The organism is Microcystis sp. M090S1, from assembly GCF_020246295.1.
In the GTDB taxonomy this organism is placed as follows: Bacteria; Cyanobacteriota; Cyanobacteriia; order Cyanobacteriales; family Microcystaceae; genus Microcystis; species Microcystis aeruginosa.
In genome coordinates, this window is sequence record NZ_JADBTF010000183.1 from 25,134 (window position 1) to 40,271 (window position 15,138).

The 15,138-nt window shown below is 43.0% G+C and carries 13 protein-coding genes; 7 read left to right on the plus strand and 6 right to left on the minus strand.

The window, feature by feature from the left end:
* From IM477_RS08375 to IM477_RS08400, 6 genes are all read left to right on the plus strand, one after another.
* The gene (locus IM477_RS08375; RefSeq protein WP_287731340.1) at positions 1-2,637 is read left to right on the plus strand and encodes a M1 family metallopeptidase; all 2,637 of its coding nucleotides are present in this window, start codon (positions 1-3) and stop codon (positions 2,635-2,637) included.
* Positions 2,638-2,886: 249 nt separating this feature from the next.
* Positions 2,887-5,238, plus strand: coding sequence for a DEAD/DEAH box helicase family protein (locus tag IM477_RS08380; protein ID WP_287731341.1), 2,352 nt, complete (start codon positions 2,887-2,889; stop codon positions 5,236-5,238).
* Between the two features lie 371 nt (positions 5,239-5,609).
* On the plus strand, positions 5,610-5,795 hold the full coding sequence (locus IM477_RS08385) for a restriction endonuclease subunit S domain-containing protein (protein ID WP_190722450.1): 186 nt from the start codon (positions 5,610-5,612) through the stop codon (positions 5,793-5,795).
* 95 nt (positions 5,796-5,890) lie between these two features.
* Positions 5,891-7,123 (plus strand): restriction endonuclease subunit S, encoded by a 1,233-nt coding sequence (locus IM477_RS08390; protein WP_287731342.1) that lies wholly within the window; start codon positions 5,891-5,893, stop codon positions 7,121-7,123.
* 109 nt (positions 7,124-7,232) lie between these two features.
* The gene (locus tag IM477_RS08395; RefSeq protein ID WP_190722452.1) at positions 7,233-7,466 is read left to right on the plus strand and encodes a DUF2283 domain-containing protein; all 234 of its coding nucleotides are present in this window, start codon (positions 7,233-7,235) and stop codon (positions 7,464-7,466) included.
* Positions 7,467-7,484: 18 nt separating this feature from the next.
* Positions 7,485-9,008 (plus strand): class I SAM-dependent DNA methyltransferase, encoded by a 1,524-nt coding sequence (locus IM477_RS08400; RefSeq protein WP_287731343.1) that lies wholly within the window; start codon positions 7,485-7,487, stop codon positions 9,006-9,008.
* Between the two features lie 46 nt (positions 9,009-9,054).
* Here the strand turns inward: IM477_RS08400 and IM477_RS08405 are convergent, their stop codons facing one another.
* The 5 genes from IM477_RS08405 to IM477_RS08425 all read right to left on the minus strand — a co-directional run bounded on the left by IM477_RS08405 (position 9,055) and on the right by IM477_RS08425 (position 13,317).
* Positions 9,055-10,095 carry a sulfate/molybdate ABC transporter ATP-binding protein gene (locus IM477_RS08405; protein ID WP_287731345.1) on the minus strand — a complete coding sequence of 347 codons (1,041 nt, stop codon included), beginning with the start codon at positions 10,093-10,095 and terminating at the stop codon, positions 9,055-9,057.
* A gap of 79 nt (positions 10,096-10,174) precedes the next feature.
* Complete coding sequence (gene cysW, locus IM477_RS08410) at positions 10,175-11,017, minus strand: sulfate ABC transporter permease subunit CysW (protein ID WP_002797969.1); 843 nt, start codon at positions 11,015-11,017, stop codon at positions 10,175-10,177.
* Between the two features lie 41 nt (positions 11,018-11,058).
* Positions 11,059-11,901 carry a sulfate ABC transporter permease subunit CysT gene (cysT, locus tag IM477_RS08415; RefSeq protein ID WP_004159580.1) on the minus strand — a complete coding sequence of 281 codons (843 nt, stop codon included), beginning with the start codon at positions 11,899-11,901 and terminating at the stop codon, positions 11,059-11,061.
* A gap of 19 nt (positions 11,902-11,920) precedes the next feature.
* Entirely contained in the window at positions 11,921-12,262 is a 342-nt protein-coding gene (locus IM477_RS08420; protein ID WP_002768372.1) for an NIL domain-containing protein, read from the minus strand.
* An 11-nt stretch (positions 12,263-12,273) separates the two neighbouring features.
* Entirely contained in the window at positions 12,274-13,317 is a 1,044-nt protein-coding gene (locus tag IM477_RS08425; protein WP_287731346.1) for a sulfate ABC transporter substrate-binding protein, read from the minus strand.
* Positions 13,318-13,487: 170 nt separating this feature from the next.
* On the opposite strand from IM477_RS08425, the gene IM477_RS08430 reads away from it, so the two are divergent.
* Positions 13,488-14,267 carry a Crp/Fnr family transcriptional regulator gene (locus tag IM477_RS08430; RefSeq protein ID WP_287731347.1) on the plus strand — a complete coding sequence of 260 codons (780 nt, stop codon included), beginning with the start codon at positions 13,488-13,490 and terminating at the stop codon, positions 14,265-14,267.
* Between the two features lie 16 nt (positions 14,268-14,283).
* Here the strand turns inward: IM477_RS08430 and rnc are convergent, their stop codons facing one another.
* Complete coding sequence (rnc, locus tag IM477_RS08435; protein WP_079208726.1) at positions 14,284-14,964, minus strand: ribonuclease III; 681 nt, start codon at positions 14,962-14,964, stop codon at positions 14,284-14,286.
* Positions 14,965-15,138: the final 174 nt, after the last annotated feature.

The window sequence follows — 15,138 nt, forward strand, 5'->3', positions numbered from 1 at the left end:
GTGGGATTATTATTAGCAAGGAAAGGGACGACCGATCGTGTTAATTTAAGTTTACCGGACAAAAATCAGCAAGTTAGGGCTAATATGTCTCATCTCACCATCGACACAGAAAATAATCAGCGTCAACCCTTTGAGTTACCCGGGGCTAAACCCCATTATAACCCCGATCGACCCGGACAAGTTAATCATATTTTTCTCGATTTAATTATTGATATTCCTCAACAAAGTTTTCAGGGCAGCTGTCAGATTACCCTCACCCCCATTCGTCAGGGAATTAGCAGTTTAACTCTGGACGCGGTGGATCTAAATATTAATTCTGTGTTCATTGAAGGTATCAGTCAACCCTTTGACTATGATCGTTCTCTTCTGACCATTCATCTGCTGCAACCCACCACCGATAAACCGATTATCCTGACGATTAACTATCAGGTTAAGCAACCACAACGGGGGTTATATTTTATCGGCCCCGATGAATATTATCCCGATAAACCGATGCAAGTTTGGACCCAGGGAGAAGATGAAGATTCTCGCTTTTGGTTTCCCTGTTTTGATTACCCTGGCCAATTAACTACCTCCGAAATTCGGGTAAAAATTCCCCAACCCTATATCGCTATTTCTAACGGGGAATTAATCTCGGTGGCAACCGTTGGTGAGGACAGAATTTATCACTGGTCACAAAAGCAAATTCATCCCACCTATTTAATGACTCTTGCGGTGGGAGATTTTGCTGAATTATGCGACTCATGGAATGGTGTTCCTGTCACTTATTATGTGGAAAAAGGACGGGAAGAAGATGGCCAAAGAAGTATGGGTAAAACTCCCCGCATGATCGAGTTTTTTAGCCAAAAGTTTGGTTATCCCTATCCCTATCCCAAATACGCGCAAGTTTGTGTAGATGATTTTATTTTTGGTGGGATGGAAAATACTTCCACCACAATTTTAACCGATCGCTGTTTAATTGATCAAAGAGCCAGCATTGATCATACTTGGACAGAAAGCTTAGTTGCCCATGAATTAGCTCATCAATGGTTCGGTGATTTAGTGGTGATTAAACACTGGTCTCACGCTTGGATTAAAGAGGGAATGGCCTCCTATTCTGAGGTTTTATGGACAGAATCGGAATACGGAAAAGCAGCTGCTAGTTATTATTTATTAGGGGAAGCAAGAAGTTATTTAGAAGAAGATACTTCCCGCTATCGTCGTCCGATTGTTACTCATGTTTATCGAGAAGCGATCGAACTTTATGATCGTCATCTCTACGAAAAAGGTGCTTGTGTTTATCACATGATCCGCTCTATTTTAGGGGAAGATTTATTCGGAAAAGCGATTCAGACTTTTGTGCGAGATAATGCCCATAAAACCGTGGAAACTGTGGACTTATTACGGGCGATCGAAAAAGCGACCGGGTACAATTTATTATTCCTCTTTGATCAGTACGTTTATCGCGGTGGTCATCCCGATTATAAGGTGGCCTACAGTTGGGACAATCAGAATAATTTAGCCCAATTAACTGTCACCCAAACCCAGGACGAAAAAGAACTATTCGACTTGAAAATTCCCGTCGCTTTTGCCTATCTCAACTCTGAGGATATTACCTACAATCTGCGGATTCACCAAAAAGAACAAACTTTCTATTTTCCCCTAGCACAAAAGCCCGATTTTGTCAAGTTCGATCGGGGTAATAATTTCCTCAAAACCGTCACTCTTGAGTATCCCATCGGCGAATTAAAAGCGCAATTACAACAGGATCCCGACCCAATTTCCCGTATCTATGCAGCCATAGCCATTGCTAAAAAAGGCGGTTTAGAAGCGATCGAAGCTTTAGGGACATCCCTAGAAAATGAGCCTTTTTGGGGGGTGCGTGTGGAGGTGGCCAAACAGTTAGCAACTCTTGGTTTAGATCAGGCGGTTACTGCTTTAATTAAAGGTTTAAACGACGAAAAAGCACAAGTACGTCGGGCAATTGTCGAGGGATTAAGTGAAATTAAAACCTTAGATAGTTATAACGCGCTTAAATCCCTATTAGAAACTGGAGATGCTAGTTATTATGTGGAAGCCGCCACAGCGCGAGGATTAGGCTCCATGGCCGTGGGACAATTGCAAAATAAAGAAGGGGAAATTATTGACCTGCTCAATCATATTTTACAGTTAAGAAAGGGGTGGAATGAGGTAGTAAGAGCGGGCGCAATTGGGGGTTTAAGCCAGTTAAAAACCTCGTCGGCGGCTTTGGAGTCAATTTTGACCTACACGGCTTTAGGCACGCCTCAACCCCTGAGATTAGGGGCTATCCGCGCCCTGGGAGCGATTTCTTCCGGACAAACCAGCGACAAATTAACCGTAATTTTGGAACGTTTAGAAACCATTGCCAAGGAAACTTTTTTCTTGACGCAAGTGGCAGTGTGTAACGCTTTAGGACAGATAGAAAATGCCAAAGCTATCGTTATTTTACAAGCTTTGAGCGATCGAACTCCCGATGGTCGCGTCCGTCGTGTAGCGGAGGAAGCAGTACAAAAAGTCCAGAAAAAATTAGGTTCCGACAAAGCAATTCAGGAAATTCGCGAGGAATTAGAAAAAATGAAACAGGAAAATCAGGAACTGAAAAGTCGTTTGACCAAATTAGAGGCGAAAAATGGTTAGTTAACCTGAGTTATCAGTTATCAGTTATCAGTTATCACTTATCACTTATCAGTTATCAGTGATTAGTGATAAGTTATCAGTTAAGTAGGTAGGCGTTAAAAATTATCAGACACCCCCCTTATCAAAGGGGGGATTAAGGGGGGATCCCCCCTTATCAAGGGGGGCAGGGGGGATCGAACCTAAAACCCATTTTTAATTTAATTATAACCAGCTACTTATCAGTTATCTGTTTACTGTCTTGAGAGAACCATGGGATTAGGAGAAACAGACACCAGAGCCAAATTAATTGACCCCGTCCTGCATCAAAGAGGATGGACCGAGGATTGTCTCAAGCGAGAAGAAACCCCGGGGGCCATTCAAATTATCGATGGGGAAGCCGAACGCGCCAGGGGAAGGATCGATTATACCCTGCGAGTTGCCGTCAGTAGCGACAGCCAACCCTTAGCCGTCGCCCTAATAGAAGCAAAAAAGGAAGATGCGCCCCCCACTGAAGGCTTAGAACAGGTTAAACGCTATGCCAAAGGGTTAAATGTACCGTTTGTGTACTCCTGTAACGGTCATCTTTTTGTCGAACACGATCGCACGACGAATATAACTTCAGCCCCTCAGCCCCTCAGCCAATTTCCTACCCCGGCCGAACTGAGAGGGAGATACGAGCAGTATGTAGGCTTCAGCCTAGCAGAGGAGGTCGCCCGTCCCCTGCTGACTCCTTATAAGGGGGGAGAAGGAGGACGGCGTTACTACCAAGATGCTGCCATCCGCGCTGCTTTGGAAAAGATCGCCCGCTGTCAGCAAACAGGCTCCCCGGCGCGAGTCCTTCTAACCCTGGCAACGGGCGCGGGTAAGACTTTTATTGCCTGTAACCTACTGCGAAAAATAGCAGATGCCGGACAGTTGCGGCGGGCTTTATTTGTCTGCGATCGCGATGAGTTGAGAACCCAGGGGGCGGCGGCTTTGCAAATTGCCTTCGGTTCCGAGGCGGCGGAAGTAGAAAAGAACCAACCCCACAAGAATGCCCGTGTTTTAATTGCCACCTATCAAACCCTGAATGTGGACAAGGAAGAGGACATGGGGAATTTTTTAACCACCCATTACCCAGAAAATTATTTCAGCCATATCATCATCGATGAGTGTCACCGTTCCGCTTGGGGTAAGTGGTCGCAAGTTCTCACCCGCAACAGTGAGGCGGTACAGGTGGGGTTGACGGCAACTCCCCGGGAATTGGAGTTTACAGAAGACTCGCCCGAATCAGAAGCCGATAGACAAATCACCGCCGATAATATGGCCTATTTTGGCGAACCTGTCTATGAATACGACATCGGACAAGGGATAGAGGATGGCTATCTTGCCGCCTGCGAAATTGTTAGGAGTGCCATCAACCTCGATGACACGGGCATTACAGTGGAGGAGGTCATCAGCAGAAATCCCCTTGATGCCAACACGGGACAGCCCATCCCAGAGGCAGAAATTAGGGAAATGTACGAGAAAACCAGTTATGAGCGGTCAATTTTGCTCCCTGACCGTGTGATGGCGATGACGAGGGATTTATTTAATCATTTGTTAACAACGGGGGGAGTGGAACAGAAAACGATTATCTTCTGTGTTAATGACCGCCATGCTGATGCTGTAGCCATTGAGATGAATAATCTCTATGCTCGTTGGTGTGCCGCTAAGGGGGAAAAGCCGAAGGATTATTATGCTTTCAAGTGTACGGCGAAATCTTCGGGTAATGACTATTTGCCGGATTTAAAGGGCAGTTCCCGTTCCCATTTTGTCGCGACGACGGTAGATCTTTTAACCACCGGCGTCGATGTCCCCAATGTGAGAAATATTGTCTTTTTTAAATATGTCAATTCTCCCATTAGTTTCTATCAAATGGTAGGGCGGGGGACGCGGTTGGATCTACCCACTAATAAGTTAATGTTTCGGGTGTATGACTACACTAATGCTACCCGTTTATTTGGGGAGAAGTTTCTCGATAAGTTAGCCACCAAAAAGGGGACGGCGGGGGAACCAAAGGAAAGGCAGCAACGCCGGGTTATCTCCGTTGAGGGGTTTGAGGTGAATATTACTCCGGTGGGGCGCTATATTCTGACGACGGTGGACGGAGAAACGAAGCCGATAACGGTAGAAGAGTATCGAGAGAGGCTGGCGGAATCCTTGGTTAATCAGGTGACTAATTTGACCTTATTTCGTTCAATTTGGGTTCAGCCGGAGGAGCGGGGGAGGTTATTACAAATACTGCCCGATGGGGGGCGATCGGCAAGTATAATTAGGACACTAGATGAGTTGGAAGCTTGCGATTTATTTGATGTTTTGGGAGAGTTGGGTTATGGTTTGCACCGTCTGACTCGTTTGGAAAGGGCGGAAGCTTTTAGTTATAAACAGGAGGATTGGTTACGCGAAATGCCAGAGGAAACGGCGGCGACAGTTAGGGCGATCGCTTCTCAGTTTGGTAAGTCGGGGACGGAAGGATTAGAAAATAAGCTCATTTTTCAACTGCCAGAAGTGACTAAGGCTGGGGGTTTGTCGGCGTTAAAGTTAGTAGGTAAACCCTCTGAGATCATACAGGAAACTAAGATAAGATTGTTTGCCGCTTAGGGTTTTTAAATAGAACAGAAAGCGGGTTTCTAGTAAATAGCTAAATTAAGGCTCAGATTTTGTTAAGAAACCCGCTTTCTCCCAGCTTCTTTCTCCAAGCTTGTTGAATGGTATAATATCTGATTAGGATAGGAATGTTATTTTTATTGGGTGATTCCAAGAGAGTGGTGGGTTACGCTATCGCTAACCCACCCTACGCATTGGAGGGGGGTGAGTGCATTGGTAGGGTGGGTTAGACGGCAACAATCTAGGCGTTAAAGTCAATCTAACAATCCGTCGTAACCCACCGTTTTAGTCAACCGAAAGGATGTTTGATTTATGTTTGAAAATAAGATTGATCAGGTTTTACACGCGTTAAAGGAGATGTTGGGATGAGTTGGACAGAAGTAGCTTTAGTCGATGTCTGTAAACCAAAGCAGTGGAAAACTATTCCAATATCAGCATTAAAAAAAGAAGGGTATCCTGTATATGGTGCGAATGGAGTCATTGGTTTTTACGATGAATTTAATCATCTTGAAGAGACATTAATGATTACATGTAGAGGAGCTACTTGCTGAGATCATACAGGAAACTAAGATAAGATTGTTTGCCGCTTAGGGTTTTTAATTTGGGATTGGTATTTGAATGTTTATGATTGGGCAAGGGAGTTATTATGAGTCAGGAAAATGATCGGCAGTTGCCCGATGGTTGGCAGTGGGTAAAGTTAGGGGATGTTTGCCGTGATGTTTCAGATGGCAGTCATTTTACTCCAACTTATATTGAAGAAGGAATACCATTTTTATCAGTAAAAAATATTAGAGAAACTGGGATTAATTTTGATGACTGTAAGTTTATATGTGAAGAAGAACATAAAAAGCTATGTAAACGATGTAAGCCAGAAAAAGGAGATGTACTCTATACAAAAGTTGGTACTACAGGTATTGCTAAAGCTATTGATATTAATCGAGAATTCAGTATTTTTGTCAGCGTAGCACTTTTAAAGCTTAAATCAGAAGTTATTCCAGAATATTTAGAGAAGGTCTTAAATGCTCCGATTTGTAAAAAACAAGCAGAAAGCCTAACTCAGGGAGCAGCTAATCGTAACCTTGTTATCAAAGATTTAAAATGTATTGAAATCCCCCTCCCACCCCTAAGCGAACAAAAACGAATAGCCGCCATTCTTAATGAACAGATGGAAGCGGTAGAAAAGGCACGAAAAGCAACAGAAGCACAGTTAGAAGCTGCCAAGGCTTTACCTGCTGCCTATCTTCGGGCTGTTTTTGAAAGTGAGGAGGCTAATTCTTGGGAGAGGAGAAAGTTAGGGGATGTGTGCAGAGTTACGAAATTAGCTGGCTTTGAATACACGAAGTATGTCAATTATAATCCTGATGGAAAATATATCGCTTTACGCGCCCAAAATGTTCGGAATACAGGACTTGATCTTAGTAATTTTGTAAAAATAACTGAAGACGTAGCTTCATATTTATCACGTTCAAAATTGGACTCTGGAGATATTGTAATGACATTTATCGGAGCAAATATAGGTGAAGCAACTTGGATTGATAAAAATGATATGTTTTATTGCGCTCCTAATATAGCTAGAATAACACCAAATGCAGAATTAATTGATTGTCAATTTTTAACGAGATTAATTCATTCTTCTGAATTCCAACGACAAATCAGAGATATTAACGAAAGCACAGCACAGCAGAGTTTATCTATGAAAAATATTCGAGATTTTTGGGTTGTCTTTCCAACTTTATCTCAGCAAAAACAAATCGCCTCAACTCTAACCGAACAAATGCAAGAAGTGGAACGACTAAAACAGAACTTAAAAGAGCAACTCGACACCATCAATAAACTCCCCGCCGTCTTATTGCGCCGCGCCTTTAAGGGAGAATTATAGTTATGCAAACAATAGACATAGAAAAAACACAGCAAGCATGGACAAACTTAAACCAAATACTGTTCATACCTCGTACCGAATCAGAAGAAAATCGCTATTATTTTACTAAATGACAGAAAACCTAATTATCAAATATGACCCAACGGGAGACATTCTCTATATCAATAAATGCGCTCCCTATCCCGAACAAGAATCAGAAGAATTAGGAGATGATATTATTGTGAGAGTCAACCCCCAAACCGAAGAAATCGAAAACCTAGAAATCCTATTCTTTTCTCAAAGAATGCAAGAAAACAACGAACTCCAACTCCCCCTCATCGCCAATCTCCGCTTGGCAGGTTAGACAAATTAGGTAAACTCAATGGCTAAAAAAAACAGCAACGACAACGGTAAAACCTTCACCACCCAACAGGGACTTAACAGCTACATCAAAGGCATCTGCGACATCATGCGGCGTTCCAACTGTGCCGGTGCTTTACAGTACGTCCCCGAACTCAGTTGGCTACTGTTCCTCAAAATTCTTGACGACACCGAACAGCGAGAAGCGGAAGAAGCGGAAGCTGTGGGGGACTCTTTTGCCGATTCCATCCCCGAACCCTACCGTTGGCGAGATTGGGCCAACCCTGAAGGCAACCGCCGCCTTAACCTGCAAATGGGGCAAATGGGTCAATTTCTGCCCTTTGTCAATGAAGAAGTCATTCCCTACCTCAAAAGCCTCAAAAACAAACCCCAAGCCACCCCCCGCCAAAAAATTATCAGTGAGGTCATATCCAGTGTCGAACGAGTCCGCATCGACACCGAAACCAACCTGTTAGACATCCTCGATAAAATCCACGAAATCGACTACATTGACCCTACCCACATCTTCCCCATCTCCCAAGTTTACGAGGGATTGCTGTTGAAAATGGGAGAAAAAAACAACGATGGCGGTCAATTCTTTACCCCCCGGGAAGTCATCCGGGCAATGGTCAAAGCCATCGCCCCCCAAGTAGGAGAAACCATCTATGACCCCTGCTGCGGTACGGGCGGATTCCTGGCCCAATCCTACGAATATATCCGCGATTTCCTAGCAGATGACATCACCCCCGAACAGCTAGAAACCATCAAACTAAAAACCTTTTACGGAAGGGAAAAAGAGAACCTCATCTACCCCATTGCCCTCGCCAACTTAGTCCTACACGGCATCGATTACCCCCACCTCTGGCACGGCAACACCTTAAACCGAGAAGTCATCTATGGCGACCTGTTCCAAGATGCTCCGCCCCAGTTCGATATTATCCTCACTAACCCCCCCTTTGGCGGCAAAGAACACAAGACCGTACAGGCACAATTTGCCTATAAAACCAGTGCCACTCAAGTCCTATTTTTACAGCACGTTATCGATAGTTTGAAACCGGGGGGACGCTGCGGTATCGTCCTAGATGAAGGGGTGTTATTTCGCACCAATGAAAATGCTTTTGTCCAGAGCAAACGAAAACTATTAAACGACTGTAATCTCTGGTGTATCGTTAGTTTGCCCGCGGGGACTTTTGTGGCTGCCGGTGGGGGTGTTAAAGCTAACATCCTCTTTTTTACTAAAGGTAAACCCACTGAAAAAATCTGGTATTATGACCTGTCCGATGTCAAAGTTACCAAGCGCAAACCCCTGATGATGAATCACTTTCAGCAGTTTCTAGAACTATTACCCAACCGAGAAGATAGTGAGAGAAGTTGGACAGTCACCCGTGAAGAAATCGAAGCCAAAAACTTTGACCTCAAAGCTGTCAATCTTAACACCAAAGTAGATGAAGATAAAAGCACCGTCAAGGAATTGCTAGATTTTATTGAGGAGAAAGGTAAAGAAGTTGCTCTAACTCTATCAGTGCTGAGAAAGTGGCAGCGGTGAAGGTCACTTATAGCTTTATGAAAAATTTTTAATAAACCTAGAGTTTTTAAATTGAGTAATCGATAACTTTCTCACTTTTATTGTCAAAATCAGTGAGTAAAGTCGCTTTTCTCGGTTTTAAATGTACTGTTTGTTCTGGTTGTAACTGTAATTGCTTGTATTCCTCACGATTGAGATAAGCCACCACCATTTCCCCATCGGCTAAGATTAATTCTACTTGTATTTCCCAGCCTAAATGAATAATTCTTTTTACCACTGCCCAACTATTCAACCCATCTTGTTCGGGCATAATTTCCAGGTCGTGGGGACGGATAAAAACGGTGGAATTATGACCCTGATGATGCCCATTTCCTAATCCCGCTAGATTAGGTAAGATATTCACTTCCCCAATAAATTGCATCACAAAAGGTGTGGCCGGATGATCGTAAATTTCGGCGGGAGAACCCACCTGTTCAATTTTACCATGATTCATCACGACAATCGTATCGGCTACTTCCATTGCTTCCTCTTGATCGTGGGTAACAAAAACACTGGTAACGTGAACTTCTTCGTGTAAATTTCTCAGCCATACCCTTAATTCTTTTCTAACTTTTGCATCTAAAGCTCCAAAGGGTTCATCTAATAATAATACATTCGGTTGAATGGCTAAAGCGCGGGCTAAAGCTACTCGCTGCCGTTGTCCTCCCGATAATTGGGCGGGATAGCGATCGCCTAATCCTTGTAATTGAATTAATTCTAATAATGTCTCAACTTTTTCCTTAATTACTGGCGATTTTTGCCGGCGAATTTCTAGACCAAAAGCAATATTTTGACGGACAGTTAAATGTTTAAATAGGGCATAATGTTGAAAAACAAAGCCGATATTTCTCCGTCTAGGATCCACATGGGTGGTATCTTGTCCGTTAATGATAATCGCGCCACTGTCGGGAGTTTCTAATCCCGCAATTGAACGTAATAAGGTAGATTTTCCCGATCCTGATGGTCCGAGGAGGGCGACTAATTTGCCTTCAGGAATGGTTAAACTGATATTATCTAAAGCTTGAAAATTGCCGAAACGTTTGGAAACTTGGTGGATAGTAATACTCATATTTTTAGGTTTTTTGTAGAACGTAGGTTGGGTTGAAGCATGAAACCCAACGCCTTCATGATTTTTAGGTTTTTTGTAGTTAGGTAGTGTGAATTTTGTGGGCGGTTTTACGTTCGAGAATTTCTTTGATAATTAAAGTAACTCCCGCTAGTAAGGCGAGAATAGCCGCCGCACTAAAAGCGGCAGGAGTTAGATAATTTTTATAGGCCTGTTCTACGAAAATTGGCAGGGTAGCAGTTCTCCCTAAAATACTGCCAGAAACCACAGAAACCGCCCCAAATTCTCCCATCGCCCGGGCATTAGTTAACAGCACTCCGTACATCAATCCCCAACGAATATTGGGTAAAGTTATGCGCCAGAAAATCTGCCAATCACTTGCCCCTAAAGTGCGCCCCGCTTCCTCTTGTTCTAAGCCAATTTCTTCTAAGACTGGGATAACTTCTCTAGCGACAAAAGGCATAGTAACAAATATAGTTGCTAATACCATTCCGGGTAAAGCAAAAAGTATTTTTATATCGAAAAATTCTAGGAAAGAACCTAACCAACCATTGCGCCCATAGAGCAGTACAATCATTAAACCCGCTACCACGGGAGAAACGGCAAAAGGTAAGTCAATTAAACTAATTAATAAAGTTTTGCCACGAAATTGATTGCGAGCAATTACCCAGGCTGCACAAAGTCCAAAAATTGTGTTTAAAGGTACAGTAATTAGGGCAATAATTACTGTTAATTTTACCGCTTCGATAAAGTCAGAAGTTCCCGCCGCTTCTAAAAAAGCTTGGAATCCATTGCGAAAAGCATAGTAAAATACTGCCGCCGCCGGAATAAATAATAATAGTGCCAGATAAACAAGGGCGATGATAATTAGTAGGGGTTTGTAATCCCACTCTTTCGGTTTAGTTGATTTTTTTAGACTCAGCATTTTTGATCTGTCTCCAGTTATACCCTAATATTTTTTACTCTTTACTTAACTCTGTATTTTTGCCCCCATTGCTGCAGGAAATTAATTACTACTAACATGAACAAAGAAACCAGTAATAAAACCATGCCGATTACTGTTGCCCCCGTGTAATCATATTCCTCTAGTCTTTGGAAGATTAAAACTGGGGCAATTAAATCCTTAAAGGGAATATTAGAGGAGATAATAACTACGGAACCATATTCACCGATCGCTCTGGCAAAACCGAGGGCAACTCCTGTTAAAATAGCGGGTAGTATTGTGGGAAAAATAACTCGCCAAAAGATTTGCCAAGAGGAAGCACCGAGGGATAAAGCCGCTTCTTCTACCTCTTTTTCCATTTCCTGTAAAACCGGCTGTAAGGTGCGGACAATGAAGGGTAAAGCGATAAATAACATCGCCACAAAAACCCCTAAAATGGTAAAGGATATCTTAATGCCAAAGGGGGCAAAAAATTGACCGAGCCAACCGTTATCACTGTAAACTGTGGCTAGGACTAAACCAGCAACAGAAGTGGGTAAAGCAAAGGGCAAATCCACACAAGCATCGACAATTTTTTTACCTGGGAATCGATAACGCACTAATACCCAAGCGATAATAGTGCCAAAAACTCCGTCAATTAATCCGGCGATTAAGGAAGTAAAAAAAGTGACTTGGTAAGCGGATAAAGAAATCGGTAAAGTGGCAATGCGCCAAAATTCGGCAAAACCAAGAGTTAGGGATTTAGCAAATAGTGCCGCCGCCGGTAAAACCAACAAAACCACTAGATAACTAATGGTAATTACCCAAGGAATAGAAACTTTTTTTAGGGGTTGACTGGGAGATAAAGATAATTGTGGGTTAGCCATTGTTTATTATTGCTAGAGATTACCAATTGTCCGCTTCTTCAAGAACTTGTGCTGAATCATACCAAACTTCTACATCTAAATCTGCCAGATAGGAAAGGGCATTTTCTATCCCTTGGGAGTTGCCTTGTAGTTGTAGATCGAACCAGCCATCTTGATTATTATTTGCCGCTAACAAAGCGGAAAATATATTCACTTTTAGACCAGGAAAAGACCCTAAACGTGCTATAATTGGCTCGTTAATATATTGTTTAGGAATCCGAATTTTTATTCTTCGGGACGTGGGGCGATCGAGTCCTGATTGATCGAGATGTAAGTCACTTTGGGGATGATTAATAGTTTGCCATTGAGGTTGATTATCCATGGGTTTCCTCCTTAGGATTTACCAGCTTTAGTCAGAATTTTATCGAACAAGCCTCCATCATCAAAGAATTGCTTTTGTACCTTATCCCAACCGCCTAAATCCTGCACGGTAAAGAGATTTTTTATCTGAGGAAATTTACTCTCAAACTCTTTAAATACCGTCGGTTCAACGGGACGAAACCCCACCTTAGCAAATTCTCTTTGTGCCTCTGGGGTAAATAAAAACTGCACAAAAGCCTCGGCCACTTTTCTCGTACCTTTTTTATCCACATTGGCATCAACAACCGCCACGGGATTATCAATAGAAATATTGTAATCGGTGGGAACAGTGTAGGACAACTTCTCGCCTTTTTGGTTAGCGAGAATCATCTCATTTTCGTAATTAATCAGCACATTTCCCTGGCCTTGTTTAAAAAATACATCACTAGATTCGCGAGCATCTCTAGGTAAAACTGGCGCATTTTTAAACACTTTTTCGACAAAAGTTTGCGCCGCTTGTTCACTGCCTCCCGCTTGCGTCACCGAACCCCAAAGAGCGAGAAAATTCCAGCGCGCTCCGCCAGAAGTCTTGGGATTAGCGGTAATAACTTTAATATTATCCTTGGCTAAATCTGACCATTTATTAATTTTAATATTGGCATCACGAGGAACAAAAGCCACTACAGATTTATGAACAATAGAGTCATTGGGAGCTTCTTTTTCCCAACCGGGTTGAATTAATCCCGCTTGCTCAATTTTCTTGGTATCCAAAGCTAAAGCCAACGCTACCACATCCGCTTCTAAACCATCGATAACGGCACGAGTTTGGGAACCGGAACCACCATAACTCTGTTCAAAAGTTACCTTTTGCCCCGTTTTTTGTTGCCATTCCTCGACAAATTTGGGAATGATTTTTTCGTAGGCACTTTGGGTGACAGCATAGGAAACAAGCGTCACAGTCACGGGTTTTTGGCTGTCATTGCCGCTATTGGTGGGGGATGGGGTGCAGGATACCAGCGTTCCCCCCGTCAGGACAGTTGCCACGAGTAGGGATAAACAAGACTGGGATGACTGCATCGGCGGCGCTCCTAAGATTTACTCTGAGGTTGTATCTGTTTTCAGGTGTGTTTTAATCCTACAGCACAGGAAAGAAAATTTCAATACATTTATAAAACAAATTGGGAATAAGGTGATAACAAGGGAAACTGTGAGAAGATGGAATCAGTGCTACATCTAGGTTTGAGACTATGGGCAAGAGCGTCAAGGCCAAAAAAACACCCCTCCTACAACAACTGATTAACCAGAGTTTTCTCTTTCGCGGACTAGAGGAAGCTTGGTTAAGTCAGTATCTGGATGCCGACAATCTCAAGCTAGAGACGCTATTTTCCAATCGTCCCGTCTATACGGCTTTTCTCCCCGATGAATTTCTAGATGTTTTGTATGTGATTTTGGATGAGGGTGTAATCGTCGTCCGCAGCACTCCCCTCGACCGGATTATTGCCATTAGCTACCCCGGTGGCTGTTTTGGCATGAGGAGTTTACCCTTTAGTTATGGTTTAGCCAGTCGCGCCTTTCCCTGTTTGGTGGAATCCTATAAAACTACCCACGTCCTGAAAATTCCCTTATCGGCGCTAGAAAAGATTTACAACGATAACGAAAGTTTTCGTCAACGGTACTGTTTTTTATTTGAATTACAGCAAAAATTCGAGTATCATTTGCTTAATTGCAGTAGCTATCCACCCCAAGCTGTAGCCACTTTACTCAGAGCTTTAATCTATCAAGAAAGAGAATTAGGCAGTCAACCAGATGCCGAAAATATCTATACTTTTGATCTATCCGTCGATGTGATTGCTCGCGCTTGTCAACTCAATCAACGCACCGTCGAACAGGTATTAAAAGGATTGCAAACCGTGGGATTAATTGCCTCAGAATCGACGGGGGATTTAATTCGGGTACTAGATGCCGAGGGTTTAAAAGAAGTGTACAGTGCCACCCGGGATAAAGTTAATTGGTGGCCCCTAAGATAAGTAGGGTTGTCCCTATTTACCCTTGCAATTGACAGCGCTTTAAGGCATCTTCGGCAGCCGCTTTGGTGGCATCCTGTTTCCGTTTACCTTTACCTGTACCGTAGAGAAGATGATTAACCCGCACTTCGGCAGTAAATTCCCTAGCGTGGGGCGGTCCTGTAACATCAATGATCGCATATTCTGGATTAGAGGCAAAATTGGCCAGGGCCCACTGTTGAAAGAGATTTTTAGCATCGATAAAAGATGACGATTCCGATTGTTGAGAGACTAAATGAGAGGCTACAGGGATAAAAAGCCCGTGCAGATAGTTTTTAACCGCATTTAACCCCGAATCTAGATAATAAGCCCCAATTATCGCTTCAAAAGTGTCCGCTAATAGGGTAGGATTCGATCGCCCCCGATCTTTAATTGCCCCCTTACCCAAACGCATTAACTCTCCCAGGCCGATTTCAAGTCCCAATTGCGCTAATTGTTCTTCTTTGACCAAATTTGACCGCAAACGGGTTAATTCTGCCTCGTTCATGGCGGGATATTTTTGATACAATAGTTCGCCCACCAAAAAAGCCAAAATCGCATCGCCCAAAAATTCTAGGCGCTCGTTATTTTCCGTCAATTCCGACTGTTCATTGACATAGGAACGATGGGTTAAAGCTTGGGTGAGAAGGAGAGCATTTTGAAAAGGAGGCAAACAAGACATTACAGAAATGATCAAGTCAAGAGCATTTCTTATCTGGCTCTTCGGGAATTGTTATGCAAATAATTAACTTAAAATAAAATTCGATGAGAGCGCCTACGCTCAAAAGTATCTGAAATCCATATAGGGAAGGACTTAAGGCATCAACAGGTTAATACCAAAAGATAGACAATCGAG

Excerpts from the sequence above, each read along its gene's own strand:
- IM477_RS08380 (WP_287731341.1), top strand. The coding sequence starts at position 2,887 with ATGGGATTAGGAGAAACAGACACCAGAGCCAAATTAATTGACCCCGTC.
- IM477_RS08385 (WP_190722450.1), top strand. The coding sequence starts at position 5,610 with ATGAGTTGGACAGAAGTAGCTTTAGTCGATGTCTGTAAACCAAAGCAG.
- IM477_RS08390 (WP_287731342.1), top strand. The coding sequence starts at position 5,891 with ATGAGTCAGGAAAATGATCGGCAGTTGCCCGATGGTTGGCAGTGGGTA.
- IM477_RS08395 (WP_190722452.1), top strand. The coding sequence starts at position 7,233 with ATGACAGAAAACCTAATTATCAAATATGACCCAACGGGAGACATTCTC.
- IM477_RS08400 (WP_287731343.1), top strand. The coding sequence starts at position 7,485 with ATGGCTAAAAAAAACAGCAACGACAACGGTAAAACCTTCACCACCCAA.
- IM477_RS08405 (WP_287731345.1), bottom strand. The coding sequence starts at position 10,095 with ATGAGTATTACTATCCACCAAGTTTCCAAACGTTTCGGCAATTTTCAA.
- cysW (WP_002797969.1), bottom strand. The coding sequence starts at position 11,017 with ATGCTGAGTCTAAAAAAATCAACTAAACCGAAAGAGTGGGATTACAAA.
- cysT (WP_004159580.1), bottom strand. The coding sequence starts at position 11,901 with ATGGCTAACCCACAATTATCTTTATCTCCCAGTCAACCCCTAAAAAAA.
- IM477_RS08420 (WP_002768372.1), bottom strand. The coding sequence starts at position 12,262 with ATGGATAATCAACCTCAATGGCAAACTATTAATCATCCCCAAAGTGAC.
- IM477_RS08425 (WP_287731346.1), bottom strand. The coding sequence starts at position 13,317 with ATGCAGTCATCCCAGTCTTGTTTATCCCTACTCGTGGCAACTGTCCTG.
- IM477_RS08430 (WP_287731347.1), top strand. The coding sequence starts at position 13,488 with ATGGGCAAGAGCGTCAAGGCCAAAAAAACACCCCTCCTACAACAACTG.
- rnc (WP_079208726.1), bottom strand. The coding sequence starts at position 14,964 with ATGTCTTGTTTGCCTCCTTTTCAAAATGCTCTCCTTCTCACCCAAGCT.